The organism is Albidovulum litorale, from assembly GCF_025751495.1.
GTDB lineage: Bacteria > Pseudomonadota > Alphaproteobacteria > Rhodobacterales > Rhodobacteraceae > Albidovulum > Albidovulum litorale.
On the sequence record NZ_JAOWKZ010000002.1, the window covers coordinates 488,404 to 506,536 of the forward strand.

Annotated in this window: 11 protein-coding genes and 1 pseudogene; 9 read left to right on the forward strand and 3 right to left on the reverse strand. The window is 60.0% G+C overall.

The features are described from left to right. The first annotated feature begins 227 nt into the window (after positions 1-227). From OEZ71_RS08245 to OEZ71_RS08275, 7 genes are all read left to right on the forward strand, one after another. A complete protein-coding gene (locus tag OEZ71_RS08245; RefSeq protein WP_263739468.1) occupies positions 228-1,460 on the forward strand; it encodes an extracellular solute-binding protein in 1,233 nt (410 codons plus the stop codon). Between the two features lie 139 nt (positions 1,461-1,599). Further along, the gene (locus OEZ71_RS08250) at positions 1,600-2,424 is read left to right on the forward strand and encodes a carbohydrate ABC transporter permease (RefSeq protein WP_263739469.1); all 825 of its coding nucleotides are present in this window, start codon (positions 1,600-1,602) and stop codon (positions 2,422-2,424) included. Between the two features lie 95 nt (positions 2,425-2,519). After that, positions 2,520-3,269, forward strand: a complete 750-nt coding sequence (locus OEZ71_RS08255; protein WP_263739470.1) for a carbohydrate ABC transporter permease — start codon at positions 2,520-2,522, stop codon at positions 3,267-3,269. 8 nt (positions 3,270-3,277) lie between these two features. Then, complete coding sequence (locus OEZ71_RS08260; protein ID WP_263739471.1) at positions 3,278-4,288, forward strand: SIS domain-containing protein; 1,011 nt, start codon at positions 3,278-3,280, stop codon at positions 4,286-4,288. Then, positions 4,285-5,229: a carbohydrate kinase family protein gene (locus OEZ71_RS08265; protein WP_263739472.1), complete on the forward strand. Its 945-nt coding sequence runs from the start codon at positions 4,285-4,287 to the stop codon at positions 5,227-5,229. The genes OEZ71_RS08260 and OEZ71_RS08265 overlap by 4 nt, the downstream gene beginning before the upstream one ends. Then, positions 5,226-6,293 carry an ABC transporter ATP-binding protein gene (locus OEZ71_RS08270; RefSeq protein ID WP_263739473.1) on the forward strand — a complete coding sequence of 356 codons (1,068 nt, stop codon included), beginning with the start codon at positions 5,226-5,228 and terminating at the stop codon, positions 6,291-6,293. The genes OEZ71_RS08265 and OEZ71_RS08270 overlap by 4 nt, the downstream gene beginning before the upstream one ends. Positions 6,294-6,399: 106 nt before the next feature. Next, complete coding sequence (locus OEZ71_RS08275; protein WP_263739474.1) at positions 6,400-7,008, forward strand: hypothetical protein; 609 nt, start codon at positions 6,400-6,402, stop codon at positions 7,006-7,008. Positions 7,009-7,029: 21 nt separating this feature from the next. Here OEZ71_RS08275 and OEZ71_RS08280 read toward each other — a convergent pair whose 3' ends face one another. Continuing rightward, positions 7,030-10,389 (reverse strand): polysaccharide deacetylase family protein, encoded by a 3,360-nt coding sequence (locus OEZ71_RS08280; RefSeq protein ID WP_263739475.1) that lies wholly within the window; start codon positions 10,387-10,389, stop codon positions 7,030-7,032. Positions 10,390-10,556: 167 nt separating this feature from the next. On the opposite strand from OEZ71_RS08280, the gene OEZ71_RS08285 reads away from it, so the two are divergent. Further along, on the forward strand, positions 10,557-12,947 hold the full coding sequence (locus OEZ71_RS08285; RefSeq protein ID WP_263739476.1) for a DUF3131 domain-containing protein: 2,391 nt from the start codon (positions 10,557-10,559) through the stop codon (positions 12,945-12,947). A gap of 258 nt (positions 12,948-13,205) precedes the next feature. Further along, positions 13,206-13,589 (forward strand): annotated as a pseudogene (locus OEZ71_RS08290) (IS6 family transposase); the annotation flags it as partial. Here the strand turns inward: OEZ71_RS08290 and OEZ71_RS08295 are convergent. Continuing rightward, entirely contained in the window at positions 13,571-15,301 is a 1,731-nt protein-coding gene (locus tag OEZ71_RS08295; RefSeq protein ID WP_318527817.1) for a Mur ligase family protein, read from the reverse strand. The pseudogene OEZ71_RS08290 and the gene OEZ71_RS08295 sit on opposite strands and share 19 nt — an antisense overlap. 15 nt (positions 15,302-15,316) lie before the next feature. Then, positions 15,317-18,121 (reverse strand): cyanophycin synthetase, encoded by a 2,805-nt coding sequence (gene cphA / locus OEZ71_RS08300; RefSeq protein WP_263739477.1) that lies wholly within the window; start codon positions 18,119-18,121, stop codon positions 15,317-15,319. Positions 18,122-18,133: the final 12 nt, after the last annotated feature.

Genomic DNA, 18,133 nt, shown 5'->3' on the forward strand with positions numbered 1-18,133 from the left:
GACCAGAACAGGGTGAAGTCCCCCCGGGTCATGCACTAACAATCAATCCGGACCACTCAGGTGAGGCTGACGATGCTGAGTCGGCAGACTGCGCCGGTCTTGATACTGATCAATGCAGACCGTCAGTTTTTCCACATGAATTATGGGATGTGCCGCGCAGCCTCATCACTAAGTCAACGATGTCCTCGTCCGGCATTGATAAATGTTTTTCTTGGGTGGAGAACAAGATGACAAATCGTAAGACGCTTCTCGCCGCATTGCTCTTAGGCACTGCGATTGTGAACCCTGCAGCGGCGGAAACGACGCTCAACGCACTCTTCATGGCGCAGGCTGCCTATAGTGAAGCCGACGTGCGCGCGATGACTGATGCGTTTATCGCGGAGAATCCGGACATAAAGGTCAATCTGGAGTTTGTTCCTTACGAAGGATTACACGACAAGACCCTACTCGCGCTCGGGTCTGGATCAGGCTACGATGTCGTTCTGTTCGACGTGATCTGGCCTGCCGAATTCGCCGAGAACAACGTGCTGGTCGACGTCACCGATCGGATCACCCAAGAGATGAAGGACGGCGTGTTGCCGGGGGCGTGGACCACGGTAGAATATGACGGCAAGCGCTACGGGATGCCGTGGATCCTCGACACCAAGTATCTATTCTACAACAAGGATCTTCTCGCTCAGGCTGGTATTACGGCGCCGCCGACCACCTGGGAGGAGCTTTCGGAACAGGCTCAGGCCGTGCGGGAAAAGGGACTTCTCGATCATCCCATCGTATGGAGCTGGGCTCAGGCCGAGGCCGTGATCTGCGATTATACAACGCTCGTCAGCGCCAATGGCGGTGATTTCATCGCCGACGGCAAGCCGGCTTTTCAGACCGGCGGTGGGCTAGAGGCGTTGCGGTACATGGTCGACAGCTACAACTCGGGCCTGACGAACCCGAATTCCAAGGAATACCTGGAAGAGGATGTCCGGCGGGTCTTCCAGAACGGTGAAGCCGCGTTCGCACTAAACTGGACCTACATGTACAACCTCGCCAACGATCCGAACGAAAGCAAGGTCGCCGGCAATGTCGGTGTCGCGCCGGCACCCGGCGTTGCCGGGCAGAGCGTGGTCTCGGCTGTCAACGGCTCGATGGGGCTCGGCATCACCACAACCAGCGAGCACCCGGACGAGGCATGGACTTACATCACCTTCATGACCTCTCAGCCGACACAGAACGCTTATGCGCGTCTCAGCCTGCCTATCTGGGCGACGTCGTACGACGATCCCGCGGTTACTGCCGGTCAGGAAGACATGATTGCGGCCGCGAAGGTCGGGCTGGCGGCGATGTATCCGCGCCCGACAACGCCGGGTTATCAGGAGATGTCGGCCGCGCTTCAGCAGGCGATCCAGGAGGCATTGCTCGGTCAGGCGAGCCCCGCCGATGCACTCGCCGCGGCGGCAGAGGGGGGCGGGCTCTGATGGAGCGCCATGATACGGGCGGCGACTCGCGCCGCCCGGCATCTCGACACCAGTGCTTGCATTGCGGTCGCAACGCTCGATGAGTCCAGGCTGGACAACGACCCGAGCATGGCTGCTGATGGTGCCATTGCTTCTCGTCATGCTGTCGGTGATCGGCTGGCCGTTCATCGACACTGTCAGGCTATCTTTCACCGACGCACGGTTGGTCGGTACTGGCGGAGATTTCGTCGGGGCCGCAAACTACCAACGGATCTTTGCCAGTACGGCTTTTTGGCGCGCCTTCTTTGTTACGACGGAATTCGCGGTCGTATCAGTCTTTGTTGAGGTGGTGCTCGGCGTTTTGGTGGCTCTACTCCTCTATCAGAACTTTCGCGGGCGAAACATCCTTCGGGCGCTTCTAATCTTGCCTTGGGCGCTACCGACTGTCGTCAACGCACTACTCTGGCGACTCATCTACAACCCCGAATACGGCGCGCTCAATGCAGTGCTCGTTCAGACCGGTCTGCTTGATGATTATCGATCCTGGCTCGGTGATCCGAACAGCGCGCTGGTCGCGCTCATCATTGCCGACGCGTGGAAGAATTTTCCTTTGGTCGCTCTCATCTCGCTCGCCGCACTCCACGCCGTACCGCACGACATCAAGGCAGCGGCCGTCGTAGACGGGGCAAACGCGCTTTCGCGGTTCCGCTACGTGATCCTGCCCTATCTCGCCGGCCCACTGATGGTCGCGCTGATCCTGCGTACTATCGAGGCATTCAAGGTCTTCGACATTATTTGGGTGATGACCCGTGGCGGCCCTGCAAACAGCACGCGGACGCTGTCCATCTTAGTGTATCAGGAGGCTTTTTCGTTTCAACGGGCGGGATCTGGCGCGTCGCTCGCGCTGATCGTCACTTTGGCGGTCACGATGCTTGCGGTCACCTATGCGGCGCTGATCCGAAAGTCGGCGGGGGCACGGTTCTGATGGAGCGGCAAAGCCTTGGCTTCACTTTATTTCTTTACGTTTGCGCTGGCCTCCTAGCCATAATGATCCTCGCACCTTTCGCTTGGCTCTTTATAATGAGTATCTCTTCGACGACCGATCTCGTTTCGAAACCGCTGCACTGGTGGCCCGCCGAAACCGACTGGTCGCGCTACGGTAGCCTCACAGACCTTACACCCAACACCCATGGTGCGGCACTTATGTCCGCGCTCGTCAATAGTATTGAAGTCGCCGCTATCGCGACCTTTGCCTCGCTCGTTGTCTCGGTGCCGGCGGGATGGGCGGTGTCGCGCACTCCCGCGGTTGGATGGTCGCTATGGCTCGTCATCGGAACCTACATGCTGCCGCCGGTTGCGCTGGCCGTGCCGCTTTACATGGGGCTTGCGGCGCTCGGCATGCTGAACACCAAGTTCGGCCTTGCGCTCGTTTATCTCACAATTCTCGCCCCGTTTACGGCGTGGCTTCTTAAATCCGGCTTCGACCCGATCCCGCGCGATCTTGAGAAGGCGGCCGCGATAGATGGCGCGCGACTTGATCAAACACTTCGGATCATCATCCTTCCGCTGGCCGCGCCGGTGATCGGCACAGCAGCGCTCTTCGCCTATCTTTTGGCTTGGGACGAATTCTTCTACGCGCTCCTGTTTACCTCCGATCACCGCGCCAAAACGGTCACGGTTGCAATCGCCGATCTTGCCGGCGGCAGGGTGTCCGATTACGGGCTGATTGCGACAGCGGGCGTCATCGCAGCGTTACCACCGGTGATCTTTGGCCTTGTTATGCAGCGGACTCTGATTTCTGGTCTGACCAGGGGTGGGGTGAAGGGATGAAGGGACCTATGGCGACAGGGACCACATCGGGCCGCGCGGCGATCGAGAGTGAGATATCGCGCCAGTGGTTGGACGCGCTTTCCAGCTTTGCCGATGTCCGAGACCGTGCGGACGAAGTTGCAGCCTCGATTAAACGAAGTGGCCGACTTATCCTTCTTGGAATGGGGGCGTCACACGGTCTGAACCGGGCGGTCGAGCCGGTCTACCGGGCACTGCAAGTGGATGCTGTGGCACTTCCCATTTCCGAACAGCTAGACCAGCCGCTTTCGATCGCTGACCGTACGATCATCTTCACCTCCCAATCAGGCGAAAGCGCCGAGGTTATTCGTTGGCTGAACGAGGTGGGCCCCGCAGCGGAGGCATTCGGGTTGACGATGGCCCCCGACTCAACCCTCGCTCGGTCGCTGCCCAGCCTAATCGGCGCGGGCGGGGTGGAAACCGCGTTTGCCGCAACGCGCAGCATCTTGGTCTGTTTGGCGCTGCACGCGGCAATTCTGTCGGCACTCGGCACCGCCCCGACGACGTTTGTCCGGGCATTACGGTCACCCAAGGAACCCGATATTTCTAATGCGGTGATTGCCCTAGCGGGCGTTCGCGCTGTGGTAACCTCGGGTCGCAGGCTTCAGGGCCTGGCCGAGGCGTTGGCGCTCGGATTGACGGAACTCTCGCGGCTGCCCTGCTTCTCGCTTGAGTGCGGCCAGCTTCGCCATGGACCAATGGAGATGTTGGGACCCGAGGTGGGTATAATTTTCCTGCGCGGCGACGACCCGACAAGTGATCTTGTCCGCAATCTCGCCGAGGCGGTCGCGGCGACGGGGGCGCCGACGGTAGTTCTCGATGCCTCGGGCCGCACGCCCGTGAAAGGGGCAATCACCATCGATGCCGGGCGCCATGATGGGCTGGCCGCACTCGCAATACTCCTGCCTATCGCGCAACGCCTGATGATCGAATTCGCTGCAGTTAGGGTCAACGATCTGGGACGCCCCATCCGCAGCCAGAAGATTACGCGAACCGAATGAATGACCTGTCCCCCCTCGCTGTCGTCGGCAACGTCAATGTCGATCTGATCATGGGGCCGGTTGCGCCATGGCCACGGCCGGGTACCGAAATGATCGTAGATACCAGTGACCTCAGGTATGGCGGCGCAGCCGGGAATGTCGCGCTGGCTTGGCGCGCGCTTGGCCGTGAATTCCAGATTGCCGCGAATACTGGCCGAGATGCCCTCGGCAATTGGCTTCGCAACGGTTTTGCACCTCATTCCGAGGCCTGGCCCGTATCGGATGGGTCAACGATGATTTCAGTCGGCCTGACGCACCCCGATAGCGAGCGCACGTTTTTTACCACTCAAGGTCACGTGGCCGACCTAACTTGGTCCGATGTGCGCGGGACGCTGGATTGGACGCGGCTTTCCGGCGGAACGCTTCTCCTATGCGGCACCTTCGTTACGGATGAGCTGACCGCAGACTATGACAGGCTGATTGACCACGCGCGCGACAAAAACATTCGCGTAGCGCTCGACACCGGTTGGCCGCCGGGGGGATGGACGACGGCGACCCGCAACCAAGTTTTGGGTTGGTTAGGGCGGTGTGATTGCCTACTTCTTAACGAGATCGAGACACGTGAGCTTTCCGGCAGCCATGCGGCGGAAGACGCACTATCCGTGTTGCTGCCTCTCATGCCCGACAATGCGCTGGTCGTCATCAAATGCGGCTCGAGCGGCGTCGTCGCGGCGAGGAGAGACTTGGAGATACTCAAAGTGCCTGCGCCACCGGTCGAGGTCTCGGACACGATCGGTGCAGGCGACATCTTCAACGCCGCCTTTCTCGCGATCCGAGCAGATGGGCGGCCTCTTCTTGAATGCCTTGAAGTCGGCGTGCGCACGGCAGCCGCCGCGATTTCGACCTCGCCCCGCCGCTATGGCAGGGATGTGGAACCGTCAACCCAAGGAGCCTCCGCATGAGTACGCTCGATCTCATCGGAGTAAGCAAATCCTACGGCAGCACTAATATCCTGACGTCCATCGACATCTCGCTAGCCAGTGGCGAGTTCCTCGTGCTGCTCGGCGCCTCAGGATGCGGCAAGTCGACGATCCTCAACATCATTGCCGGCCTTCTGTCGCCCACGTCGGGCGAAGTCAGGATCGACGGCAAGCGTATAAACGAAGTTCACCCTAAGAACCGCGATATTGCGATGGTCTTCCAGTCCTACGCGCTCTATCCCAACCTGACGGTGGAGCGTAATATCGGGTTTGGCCTCGAAATGCGCGGCGTGGGCAAGGCGGAACGGCAGGCGGCGATCCAAAAGGTCGCCCGGATTCTCAAGATCGACGGTTTGCTTGACCGCAAGCCGGCCCAGCTCTCCGGCGGTCAACGCCAGCGCGTCGCAATCGGTCGCGCGCTGGTCAGAGAGCCTAAGATCTTCCTTTTCGACGAGCCGCTCTCGAACCTCGATGCCAAGCTCCGAATGGAGATGCGAGCCGAGCTAAAACGGCTGCACCGGATGCTCGGGACGACCGTCGTCTATGTGACCCACGACCAGATCGAAGCGATGACTCTGGCCACGAGGATCGCTGTAATGCGCGAGGGCCAGATCGAACAGATCGGCACGCCAGAAGAGATTTACAACAGGCCAGCTACAGCCTTTGTGGCCGAATTCGTCGGTGCTCCGCCTATGAACATGATCGACGCCACGCTGGATGCTGACTGCCTCCAACTGGAGGGGTCGGGACAGCGGATCGCGTTACCGGGCAAGAGAAGCAGGTCGCGCCAGGTGATCCTAGGCCTGCGTCCCGAGGATCTTCACATCGCCGATGCGTCGGATGAATTGGTCATCGACGCGACGGTGGATTTCGCCGAACCGACGGGCCCGGACATCATTGTCTTTGCCCGCCATGGCGGAAATCCGCTTGTCGCAAGTCTCCCATCGCATCTGCAAATAGACCCGGAAAGTCAGACACGTTTCTCGTTTTCCATTGAAAACATGCATATTTTTGATCGGGAAACGGGTCAACGGATCGAACCTTGACACGGTATAGCCACAAAAAGCCCATGATCGCGGATTAGACCCGCTTTCCAGCGCGTGACAGATCGGACATATTCACACTTTCCTAGATATTGGAGAGGACCTATCGATGCGCGTAAAATCGAGCAAGCTTATTTTGGCCACCGCAACCTGCCTGAGCCTGTCGGCCTGTGTGGAAACGCCGGTGTCCCGGGCGCAGAACCTTGACGCGAGAGTGGACTCCCCGACCCTCACGAGTGCGCAGCCTGCGGAAACCTCCAAGAATTTTTCAATCTACCTGACCGGATACACCTATTGGGACAATACGCCCCCGGGATCGGCAGCGATTGCCCGCCCGGTTCTTCGTCAGCGAGCCGGCGGTACAGGTTCATGGAGAAGCCCAATCACGATTGCTGTGGGACACAGCATCGTTAACGGGCGTCAGACGCTAGACTACCCTGAGGGTACGCGGTTTTATCTTCCTCGGCTGAGAAAATACGCCATCGTAGAAGATGTCTGCGGTGACGGACCGACACCCCAAGGCGGGCCATGCCACACAGGCCACAATGGTCACCCCTGGCTTGACATTTGGATTGGCGGCAAGGACGTGTCGCCGCAGGAATCCGATGCCTGTGCCCGCCGCATCACCGCAGTTCAGACCGCGATAATCAACCCTCCGCGCGACTTGCCGGTACAGGAAGGTGAGATCGCGACGGGCGGCTGTCAGGTCTTTCTTTGAGATTTACAATAGGTTCGCCCGCTATCCAGCGGGCGTTCGAATACTTGCGATACGAATAAGCTTTCCCCAAGCAGCAATGCGGCCAGCAAGCGCATGGCCGACCGCTCGGTAAATGGTGATGTAGAGCAGTGGCCGGTAGATTAACCTCTGAAGTGGCACGAGAAGGAGCAAAGAAAGGTTTTCGCGCCGTTCGAACCTGAAAGCAAAAAGCGCCGAGATTAAATCCAGGATTGGCAGCATTACCCAGCCTGCGATTAAAGCCAGAGACACATCGCCGCTCGTCAGGGGTATGCCGCGAACAAGGTTTCCTGCGGCCATGATGATTACGCTTACGAAGACCGCGTCAGCCAGTGGTGCCAAGAGCCCTAGCACAATGCCTGTAAGCCAAAGATCTGGGATCGAGACTAAGCCGACACCGCGCGCTGTCTTTGCCGCGCGACGGTGTTTCCAGGCGGTCTGCATCATGCCGAAGCTCCAGCGAAGTCGCTGTTTCATAAAGCCTGAGAGGGTCTCAGGCGCATCCGTAATGGAATATGCGCGCTCTTCGAAAGCGATCCGATAACCCGCGCGCAGAATTGCGACCGTAAGGTCGGCATCCTCGGTAATTGTGTCGGGGGAATAGAACCCAACTTTCCTCACAGCCTCAACACGCCATGCACCGATAGCGCCGGGCACGACGAGCATCGCGTTCAGCCGTTCGGCGGCACGACGATCGATATTCTGTGCGGTGATGTATTCAAGTGCCTGCAATCGAGCAAGCAGACCGCGGCGATTGCCAACTTTGACGTTGCCCGCAATTGCGCCGACATGTGGATCCGCGAAATGTCCCATCAGCCTTCGAACCGCTTTGGGGTGCAGAAGTGTGTCGGCATCGACCGCCACAACCACCTCGGTCTCGATCTCGGCGTAGGCGGCATTGAGCGCGCTGCACTTGCCGCCGTTTTTCTGACGTATCAGCCGCACCCTAGGATCGTGACGGAATTCCCGCTCCACCGTCTCCGCGGTGCCGTCGGTTGAACCGTCGTCGATTACGATGACGCGAATGTCCGGGTAGTCGGAGGCGAGCGCGGCGGCGACCCCGTCGACGATGACAAGCTCCTCGTTGAAGGCGGGAATGGCGATCGTCACGGTAGTGAGCGGTTCTGCCAAGCCTGACGGATGTCGCCGCCGGAGAAGCGCGAGAGAAAGCATGATAAGCGAACGGACAATGCCGAAGCATACCGCCACCCAGAAAATCCAGACCAGTACATGACCAGCTACGGCGGCGGTGACGAAGGAAGCGCGGTCGAGCGGTGTTAAATTGTCCGTTGCCAGTGGCATCATTTCGTCGCGTGATAGGCCGAGGAATTCTGAAAGCAGAACGATCCGATAGCCTTCTGCCCTGAGCCGGTCGATCAGCATCGGCAACGCGGCGACCGTGGCGGAACGGTCGCCGCCCGCATCGTGCATTACGATGACCTTGCTCGCGTTCGATGCCATCTGCGCCATCACATAGTCAGTGATTTCAATGGCGCTCATGAATTCCCAATCGCGCGGCACGATGTCGGAGCCGGCGACCATGTATCCTTCTTTCTCTATTATGCTTTGCTGCGTGGCTTCATCCTTGGTGAGTGGGCCCTCGCTGCGTCCGTACGGCGTGCGGAATAGATAGGTCGTGCGCCCCGTAACGCTTGCAATAAGCCGTTGGAGCGCGTTCAGCTCAAGCTGAGCCCGGACAACGCCCATCTCGTCACCCTCTGGATGAAAGAACGTATGCGAACCGACCTCGTGCCCTTCGGCAACCATGCGGCGGACGATAGAAGGATAATTCACTACGTTGGTGCCGATTACGAAGAATGTTGCCGGAACGCCCTTCGCCTTCAGCACGTCAAGGATTGACACTGTGTAGTCCGGGTCGGGCCCATCGTCGAAAGTGATTGCAACAACTTTATCCGCAGAGCTGCCATAGCGTTCGACGGAGATCGGGCGCGGTACCATATCGTAGATCTCGCCGTCGATGAGACCCGTTGTTGGGTCCTTGAAGAACCTGCGTTTTCCCGTGATCTCGGGTTTGGTGACCCTCCGGAATGGTCCGTCACCTGAATAGGAGACGTAATCTGTGAAACCGATAGTTTCGAGAGCACCAACTTGCGACGGCTCTAACCCATTTCCGATCAGTGGCCAGGCGCCGGGATCCTCCAGGCCAGTTGACCAAAGTACAACCCCGGCCACAGGCTTTCGCATCAAGGTTAGAATTTGATTGTGTAGAGAAACAGCATCAAGAAGCCAGATCTCGGCTGAACGACCATCTTCGGTAGTGAAAGTCGCGCGGGTATTGAGCGATCCGGTCTCAACGGCGATCATCGACGTTTGGCGCGCTAGAAGCTCCATTGCCTCTGCAAAGGGCAACTTAACTGGTGAGAGATCTCCGTCCGTCCACATGTAGGCGAAGGATCCAAGTGCGAGACGCAGCTTGTCAGGTCCTACGGCAAATGCCGCGTCATCAACGAGTGTTTCGAACCAACTCTGGGCTGCAAGAGGCCCCGGCGGCGCGCCCGCATAGGGCTCCCGAAACGCCTGTAGGAGCACAGAATCGACCGCCTCGACAAGGGAGCCATCACGCCAGAGTCCGCCGTCGGCTTCGACGACGAGGCAGCTATGGATTCCCGTCGGCAGCGCGGCTTTCAACGTCGACATCAATAAGCGCAGACCCGCTAGGTGTCTGGCCCCCACTTGCTGCGGATAGATACAGATCCCGGAATAAGTGCCGCCCCTGATCTTTTCTTCCAGTGAGTTGACGATGCGCGCTCGGGCGTTCGCATCGTCGAGTATGGACGCGCCCGAATTAGTCGGGGTCGGCAGTGGTAGGAGCGCTACGAGTTCTAGACCCAAGTTTGGCGATGTACGTTTAAGGTCACGTAGAGCGTCTTCTGTTCCCGCCTCGCGAAGCCAGACTATCGTCCCAGTCGCGGGGTCGACCGTGAGCCATTCCGCAAGGACGCTGTCGAGACTGCCACAAGTGCGAGTTAGCGTTGCCAATGCCCAATCTGGCCCGGCCATCAAATAGGCTGATCTGGACATATCATCACCGCCCGGAAGCAGGTCAGCCGCGGCTAGCGGCTCGCCCGTACAGGTTGCTGCGATGGCTTTGGTTTCGCGCTCGGCAATGTCATTGTCGGACAGCGCGCCACGACGGATCAGCTCCAGCTTTTCGCTCTCCGGCAGTATGTCGATGTAATAGAATCCAAGGAAAACCGTGGTCAGCCAAGCCAGACAGATCAAACCTGCCAGTGCTACGACGGCCCTTAATCTGCCCGCGCGTCGATTAAGCGGGTCGAGAAAAATGGGATGGCGATGATGGGATCGCTTCCGCGCGACGGTTCGGTTGCTTCCTTTCGCCATATCTGTCCCTACCATACGCAAAAGCGGTCATTTTGACCACTGTGCGCCCCTATCTCCACTGCTATAGACTTCGATCTACAAGACAACCCGAAGAATTGACGCACATAAGCGCCAAATCACTATCCGGTCGGTTTTGAGGCCGGATTCGACTGAGCCAGGGAAAACGGATGGCAATCAATCGACGGTCGTTCCTAAAGCTTCTTGCGCCGTCGCTGGCTCTTTCCAGTCTTCCGTTCCCAGTGGACGCCGACGACGCGAAGGATGCCGTCTTCATTGTCATCGACGGTTTCGACCCGACCATACCCGCTGAATTTCTGCGCGCCTTTGTCGAGACCTTTCTAGAAATCGGTGTCCCAATCGGTTTGATACCGAACTCGAACCTGGCATCTGAGACAAAAAAAACGACCGCTTACGGGTTTCGACGGATCTTCGCGGAGAATCCTGACATGGTGGAGCCAGTATTGTGGCTGCCCGGTCTGAAGGAACTTCCTAGCTACTTCCAGCGCCGCGCGGCTAGCGATGCTATTAAACAGATGAGCGGCTTGCTGGAGGGCTTTGACGGCGTGACCCGGCACGGGCCTGTGACAATCGCGACGGACGCCTCGACACCTTCGAATTACGATGGTCTCAGGTGCTTGGGCATTCGAAATGTCCTGTCTTTGTTTCCATCGCCATCTGTCTCATCAACGGGTTGCGCCCAACGCACCGTTTGCCTTTACGGCAGCAAGCAACTCATGATCGTCGACGTGGCTGATCCAGCCCCTTGGATCGAGGAGGTATTTGCGGAAGCGGGCTGGCGGCAGATCGTTTTCTCATTGGCCGGGATTGGGCAGATCTCTATGCAGGATTTAAGGTTGCGCGCGCAGCGCGTATCCGACGCCATCGGCAGGGAACTCAGTCTTGGACGACGTTTCGTGGTGCTCCCACGAGAGCATGCGCGGTGGTTCGGGGCGGACCAGTTGCGCTTCGTTGCCGTCCGGATCGAATCCGGCACTGATGTTTCGTCTGCGGCGATGGCCGCGTTCATGGATGAGCTTGAAGCACTCGAAATCCCAGTTACCGACACGCGGCCTTCTGATCTGGAGAGCGAAATCGACCTTCTGCTGCTGCCCGACGCTTCGGCCGCCTTCGACGGCGGCGGACGTTTCATCCGCGGCGACACCACGATATCGCAAGCAGCCTCGCTACTCGCCAATGGTAATCTGATGCGCGACGCGGTCGTCGCCATCGGCCCGCAGGACTATGGGACCCTGCATGCTCGCCAGGCGACGCTCGACACGTTGGGCCGGTTTCGGCAAGATCCGGGGACGCGACTCGTGGACGTGACCGATTTCTTCACCGCGACGACGGCACCTGACCCGGTATTCGACCTACTGCGCGAAACCCGACGCGACATAATCGGAGATTCTGATCCGCAGGCGCTAACGGGCGACGAACTGTTGGCCGACGCACGTCAGGCATGGGCCTATTTTGAACGTTTCTCTATTCCCGCGACAGGGCTATGCGTCGATACCGCAGATGTGCAAGCCGGTTATTCCTGGCTCCATCGCGAGTTGACGATGTGGGATCTTGGAAGCCTGTTCGCCGCTGTCATGGCCGCTCATGAAATTGGGCTGATTTCCGACGACGACTTTGTTGCGCGGTCGGAGCTTCTGATCAAAGCGCTGCCGGTTGTACCCATAGGTGAATTGCTGCTCCCGAGCGAGGTGATCTCGGCAGATACCGGTGCTTCCCTTTCCAGAAATTTCAACGCCTGCGATACCGGTCGTCTCCTAAGTGTATTGCGAGAACTTGATGCTTATCCGCTAACCCAAGGCGTCGCGGTGGAGAAGGTCGCGCAATGGGATCTGGACGGCGTGGTCATAGGTGGGCACGTTCACTCCGTTATCAACGGGCGGCCCGTCGATCGTTTCCGGTCGCAATGTGCGCATTATACTGCCCGCGCTTTCCGGGCGTGGGGTATACCGGCAGACTCGCCCTATGAAGTAGCGGACGCGGTTTCTAAAACCGACCGGGATATGCAGACACTCCTTGCTCTCGCCGGCCTCGATCCCCTAGGCGCCGAACCTTTGCTGCTTGAAGCACTTGAGGCAGGGCTGTCTGAACCTTCGCGTCTTCTGGCCGATGTGCTTTTCAGCGCACAAAGGCGCGAATACGAACGATCAGGCAGGCTTATTTGCATGTCCGAGGCACCGATAAACCGTGAGCCATGGTTTACCTATCAGGGACTGAACGTGACTGCTTCGGAGGAACGTTGGAGGGTGAATGTGACCTCGTCCGATCCTCGCTTTGCGACACCAGAGTTCCGTCGCGCGATCATGCTCGTGAATACCAAGGCCGCATATCTGTGGGACGCAAACCGACCATCCTCCTATTCTAGCCTCCTCGTCCGCCATGTGCGGGATCGGACACGACTTGAAGGTATAGGCTTCTCGCCCGGTGTTTTCGTGGCAACCGGAAAGGGTATGCCAGGCTACTCGGACATCAATACGAACGCCATCGTCCTGGAAGCAATTTCGTTCATAACGAGGGGCCGTAAGCCCCGCTCAAACCTCTAGTCGGTATTGTTAGAAGAAACGAGGTTAAGACGGGCAAGGGGTTGTCGTAGCCTCATCTGATGGCCAGACTTTCCCCTGATCGTAACATCGAAACCAGCCCCGAGATCATCCGCCCTACCGTGATGCTCTAAGTTCGGTTCTGGCGATCGGCAGGAAAGAAGTCGATGGCTCAAAAATCGTGCCGAGGGTCTTGTCAGAAAGAATAACCTTGAGCGGGGCAAGGGCGCTTTGTAGCGTCCGGGCAGGAGCAAATCAGATCTGTTCAAGGGCTTCCACAGCAGCCCTGAAATCTTCGGCTTGGCGGTGATGATGTACATCCGCTTCCCGCTGTTGCTCCGAAACGTCGAAGATCTGCTTCACGAGCGGGGCATCGATATCTGCTACGAGGCGGTCCGGTATTGGTGGCAACGGTTCGGACCGATGTTTGCTGCCGAAATCCGCAAGCGCCGTGTTACAGGCATACGGTCTACGCTGAAATTCCTAAAGAAAACAATGAAGAAGCATGGACCGGTCGATGTGTTCGTTACGGACAAGCCTCGGCCATATGGTGCTGTGTTGAAGGATCTCGGCATGATCGACCGCCAGGAAACGGGCCCCTGGCTGAACAACCGGGCGGAAAACTCTCAGCTCCCGTTCAGAAGGGCAATGATTTCCGCTCGTTCGTCATGAACCAGAAGCAGGGCGACGTCTCCCGGCATCAGTTGCTCGACGATCAGGCGGGCGCCGTGTGACGGGCTGTCCGCAAGGATGACCTGCCCGTCCGGCAAGCCTAGGTCGAGACATTGCTGGCGGATTATGGACGGAATTTCTCCGCGCGGGCGGCCGCGCAGGTATTTCGGGTTCTCGGCGGCGGCGACGACATCGGGTTGCAGCCGGAACGCCCCGCGGGTCAGGGCGCGGATTTCCTCGTCCGACCGGTCGCCTGCATGGGTCAGCAGAACGAATCGCCGATGCGCGGGTATCGCGGCCAGAGCGCCGGTCACCGCCGCGATGGAATGCGGGTTATGCGCGAAATCGACGAAGACGCGGGCGCCACGTACCGAGAACTCATTTGCGCGGCCCGGATTGTCGATCGGGTCGCTACGGAAGGTCGACAGCGCCGTCCTGATAGCCGCATCGGGAAGGTCGAGGGCACGTGCCGCCAGGGCCGCTCCAAGCACGTTTTCAATGTTGTAGCGGGCCGCGCCGCCGAGGGTCAGCGGCACGTCGGCGACGGCGATCAGTGGACTTTCGGAACTTCCATCCGCCAGGATGATCCTGCCATCGTCCAGCCAGGCGCAGGGGTCACGGCGCGAACGGGCGGCACGGATCATATCATTGTCGGGACTGAGCGAGAACCACGCTTTCGCCGCGTCCGCTTCGCGGGCCGCCTCGACCACATTGGGATCGTCCGCGTTCAGGATCAGGACACCATCTGGCGCGAGCGCCCGGTGCACGGCCAGCTTCACGAGGGCGAGTTCGGCAACGGTGTTGATCCCATATTGCCCGAGGTGATCGGCCGCGACATTCGTGACAACCGCCGCCCGCGCCCGCGTGACCGGAACACCCCGCCGCAGGATGCCGCCGCGCGCGACCTCCAGCACGCCGATCTCCAGCCGCTTGTCCCGCAGAAGCAGCCGCGCGCCTGCCGGGCCGGAATAATCCCCCTTGTCGAGGATGTCGTCGCCCACCCGCACAAACTCGGTGGAGGACAGGCCAGCCACCTTCCCCGCAGCCCTTGCCATCGCGGCGATCAGCCGGGTCGTCGTGGTCTTGCCGTTGGTGCCGGTCACGAGCGCGAGAGGAATGTCATGCAGGCGCGACCAGTCTGGCGATGGCGGAAGACCGGTGGTCGCCCATGTCTTCGACCCTGTGCCGTGGCCAAGCGTCAGCGCATCATCATCAAGGAGCCTGTCGACCCCGCGCCGCGCGGCTTCCTCCACAAGAGCGGCGAGCGCGGTATTTGCCTCGGCCTTCGCTATGCGGCGCAGGTCGGCGAGCATTCGGTCGCGCGGTATCGCGTCGAGGCCAAGGAGTTCCGTGGCCGTGTAATACCACGCAGCCTCGACAATAAAGGCGGCGGTAAAGAGCTGATCTGCTGCGGCGGGAAAGAAGAGGCTGCCGCCGCCCTCAAAGGGTCGGGTGCGGATCGGTGTTGACGTCCAGCCCAGCCCATCAAGCAGGTCGCGGGTGTGATTGACCCATACGAGCAGCATCACATGCGGATCAAACCCGATGGCCAGACCGTCGCCGACCGCGCCCGGCTCCGTCCCGTAAAGGTTCGGGCCGAGCAGCCTGCGGCAACCATCCAGAACCAGCGCCGGATCGTCCGGCACCGGAATTTCCAGAAGATCGTGCAACGCATCGGACTGCATTACCTTGCGCTCCGTTCAGTCGGACTCCTCGCTCTCGACCCGCGCAAGGCGCACGCCGCGTTCGTCGCGGATCAGTTGATCGGTCGCCGACATCAACTCCTCGAATTCGGGGGCCGGGCGTTCCACACGGGATGGCTTGGCGGTGACGACGGCCTCGCGTTCAGCTTTCTTGAAATAGATGATCTGCTTCCACGACCGTGCCAATTCATCGGCAAAAACGACCAGCAGATCGCCGGGCTGCGCCGCATTCAGTGCCATGTCGATGGCCTCCGCCTCGCTCGCGACAAGCGTGATCCTTTCCTCCTCGACGCCCTGTTTCAGCAGTTCGTCGCGGATCATCTCGGGCACCTCCATCGGCCCCCGTCCCCGGCGGTCGTCATCCGGTTTCAGGAAGTAGTGATCGAAGTGACCCGCCAGCGCCCTTGCCGCGTCCCGAATGTCCTCGTCACGCCTATCCCCCGGCATGGCGGAGACGACAAGCCTGCGGCCCTTGACGTCAAGCCGGTCGGCAAGCCCCGCCATGGCCGAGATCGCCGCCGGGTTATGGCCGTAGTCGAGGATGACCTTGAACGGGTGTTCGTCGAAGACGTTCGTCCGCCCCGGCACCTGGAAGAACGAGGTGTCGAAGGTCCTGAGCCCGTGGCGGATATTGTCGAGGTCGAGCCCGAAGGAAAAAGCCATCGCGCAGGCAAACATCGCGTTCTGTACGTTGTAAAGCGCCTTGCCTTCCAGCGTTGCGGGAATGAGATGCGACCAGAGAACCGGCATGTGCAACCCGTTGGCGTAGATCGTGATCATGTCGCCGTTCATGGCCTTTTCCAGAACCACGGCGCGGCCCCCGGCCTGAATGTGCTCCTTCACCAGCGGATGGTCGGAGTTTGTCGTCACATAGCAGATATGCGTGGCCTTGCAGAAATCGGCCATGCGCAGGCAATGAAGGTCATCGGCGTTCAGAACGACCGTATCGGTCGCGGTCTCGACCACGACGCGCTTCACGACGGCCAGTTGCTCCAGCGTGTCGATCCCGCCCATCCCGAGGTGGTCGGCGGCGACGTTGAGGCAGGCCGAGACATCGCAGCGCTGATAGCCGAGGCCCGAGCGGACAAGCCCGCCCCGTGCGGTTTCCATCACCGCGAAATCAACCGACGGATCGCGCAGCACCATCTGCGCAGAGGCGGGGCCGGTCATGTCGCCCTTCACGGTCAGCTTGCCGTCGACATAGACCCCGTCGGTCGAGGTCATGCCGACGATCTTGCCCGACGACTTCATGATATGGGCGAGCATCCGGCTGGTCGTCGTCTTGCCGTTGGTGCCGGTAATGGCGCCGATCGGAATGCGCGCCTGCCGCCCCTTCGGGAAGAGCATGTCGATGACCTTGCCCGCCACGTCGCGCGGCTTGCCCTCGGACGGTGCGACATGCATCCGGAAGCCGGGTGCCGCGTTCACCTCGACGATGGCGCCGCCGATGTCCTTGTAGCTTTTGGTAATGTCGGGCGTGAGGAAGTCGACCCCACCGACATCGAGGCCCACCGACTTGATCGTGCGTTCCGCCATGTCCTTGTTGTCCGGGTGGCAGACATCGGTCATGTCGATGGCCGTGCCGCCGGTCGAGAGGTTCGCGGTCGAGCGCAGGTAAAAGGTCTCGCCCTCCGGCAGGACGGTTTCGGCGGTGTATCCGGCATCCGCCATGAGGCGTTCCGCCTGATTGTCGAGTTCGAGATTGGTCAACACCTTCTCATGCCCGATGCCACGGCGCGGATCGGAGTTCACGATCTCGATCAGTTCGGCGATTGTGTGCTTGCCGTCGCCGACGACATGGCCGGGCACGCGCTTGGCCACGGCGACCAGCTCACCGTTCACCACCAGCATCCGGTGATCCATGCCGGTGACAAAGCTTTCGACGAGGATGCCGCGGCTCTTGGAATGCGACTTGGCCTCGTGGAAGGCGGTTTCAACCTGCGCTTCCTCGGTCAGGTTGATCGACACCCCGCGCCCGTGATTGCCGTCGAGCGGCTTCACGACCACCGGAAAGCCGATCCGATTGGCCGCGCGGACGGCCTGCGTCGGCGAATAGACCAGACGCTGCTGCGGCACCGGCAGGCCGAGGTCGCTCAGCATGTTGTGGGTGTCTTCCTTGTCGCAGGAGATTTCCACCGCGATGTGCTTTGTCTCGCTCGTGATCGTCGCCTGAATGCGTTGCTGGAACTTGCCATGCCCGAATTGCACAAGCGAGTTGTCGTTCAGTCGGATCCACGGGATGTCGCGGTCCTGCGCGGCTTTGACGAGAGAGCCGGTGGAGGGCCCGAACTCCTTGCGCTGCGCCATGAGGACAAAGCTTTTCAACTCGTCGGGGAAGTCGAACTCCGGATCGAACTCGTAGTCAACCTGTGCCTTCAGGTGGTCAGGCAGAAGGTGCATCAGAAGCCGGATCGCCAGTTGCCCCGCCTCAAGCCCGACATCGCGCTGATGGTACTGGTAGACAAGGTTGTACTGCCCCGGAACGCCGGTCGAGCGGGTGCGGCCGAACGTGACTTCGGAGCCGGCAACGCCCTGAATCTCCAGCGCCACATGCTCGGCGATATGGCCCAGCCAGGTGCCTTCACCTTCCCTCAGACGCCGGATGAAACCGCCGGGTTCGCGGTAGGAGCAGCCATGCTCATGCAGACCCGGAAGTGCCTCGACCAGCGCGTTGATCCAGTCCTCGCCGATCTTCGCCGATGGCCAGTCCTCCAGAACACCAAGGTCAACGACATAGCGGATGACGGGAAACCCCGCCCACACGTTCGGACCGACAAACACGTTCGTCGAAACGATCTTCATTGCGGAGTTCCT

What these genes read in the sequence shown, in the direction of transcription:
- OEZ71_RS08245 (WP_263739468.1), top strand. Translation starts at nt 228, where the DNA reads ATGACAAATCGTAAGACGCTTCTCGCCGCATTGCTCTTAGGCACTGCG.
- OEZ71_RS08250 (WP_263739469.1), top strand. Translation starts at nt 1,600, where the DNA reads ATGCTGTCGGTGATCGGCTGGCCGTTCATCGACACTGTCAGGCTATCT.
- OEZ71_RS08255 (WP_263739470.1), top strand. Translation starts at nt 2,520, where the DNA reads ATGAGTATCTCTTCGACGACCGATCTCGTTTCGAAACCGCTGCACTGG.
- OEZ71_RS08260 (WP_263739471.1), top strand. Translation starts at nt 3,278, where the DNA reads ATGGCGACAGGGACCACATCGGGCCGCGCGGCGATCGAGAGTGAGATA.
- OEZ71_RS08265 (WP_263739472.1), top strand. Translation starts at nt 4,285, where the DNA reads ATGAATGACCTGTCCCCCCTCGCTGTCGTCGGCAACGTCAATGTCGAT.
- OEZ71_RS08270 (WP_263739473.1), top strand. Translation starts at nt 5,226, where the DNA reads ATGAGTACGCTCGATCTCATCGGAGTAAGCAAATCCTACGGCAGCACT.
- OEZ71_RS08275 (WP_263739474.1), top strand. Translation starts at nt 6,400, where the DNA reads ATGCGCGTAAAATCGAGCAAGCTTATTTTGGCCACCGCAACCTGCCTG.
- OEZ71_RS08280 (WP_263739475.1), bottom strand. Translation starts at nt 10,389, where the DNA reads ATGGCGAAAGGAAGCAACCGAACCGTCGCGCGGAAGCGATCCCATCAT.
- OEZ71_RS08285 (WP_263739476.1), top strand. Translation starts at nt 10,557, where the DNA reads ATGGCAATCAATCGACGGTCGTTCCTAAAGCTTCTTGCGCCGTCGCTG.
- OEZ71_RS08295 (WP_318527817.1), bottom strand. Translation starts at nt 15,301, where the DNA reads ATGCAGTCCGATGCGTTGCACGATCTTCTGGAAATTCCGGTGCCGGAC.
- cphA (WP_263739477.1), bottom strand. Translation starts at nt 18,121, where the DNA reads ATGAAGATCGTTTCGACGAACGTGTTTGTCGGTCCGAACGTGTGGGCG.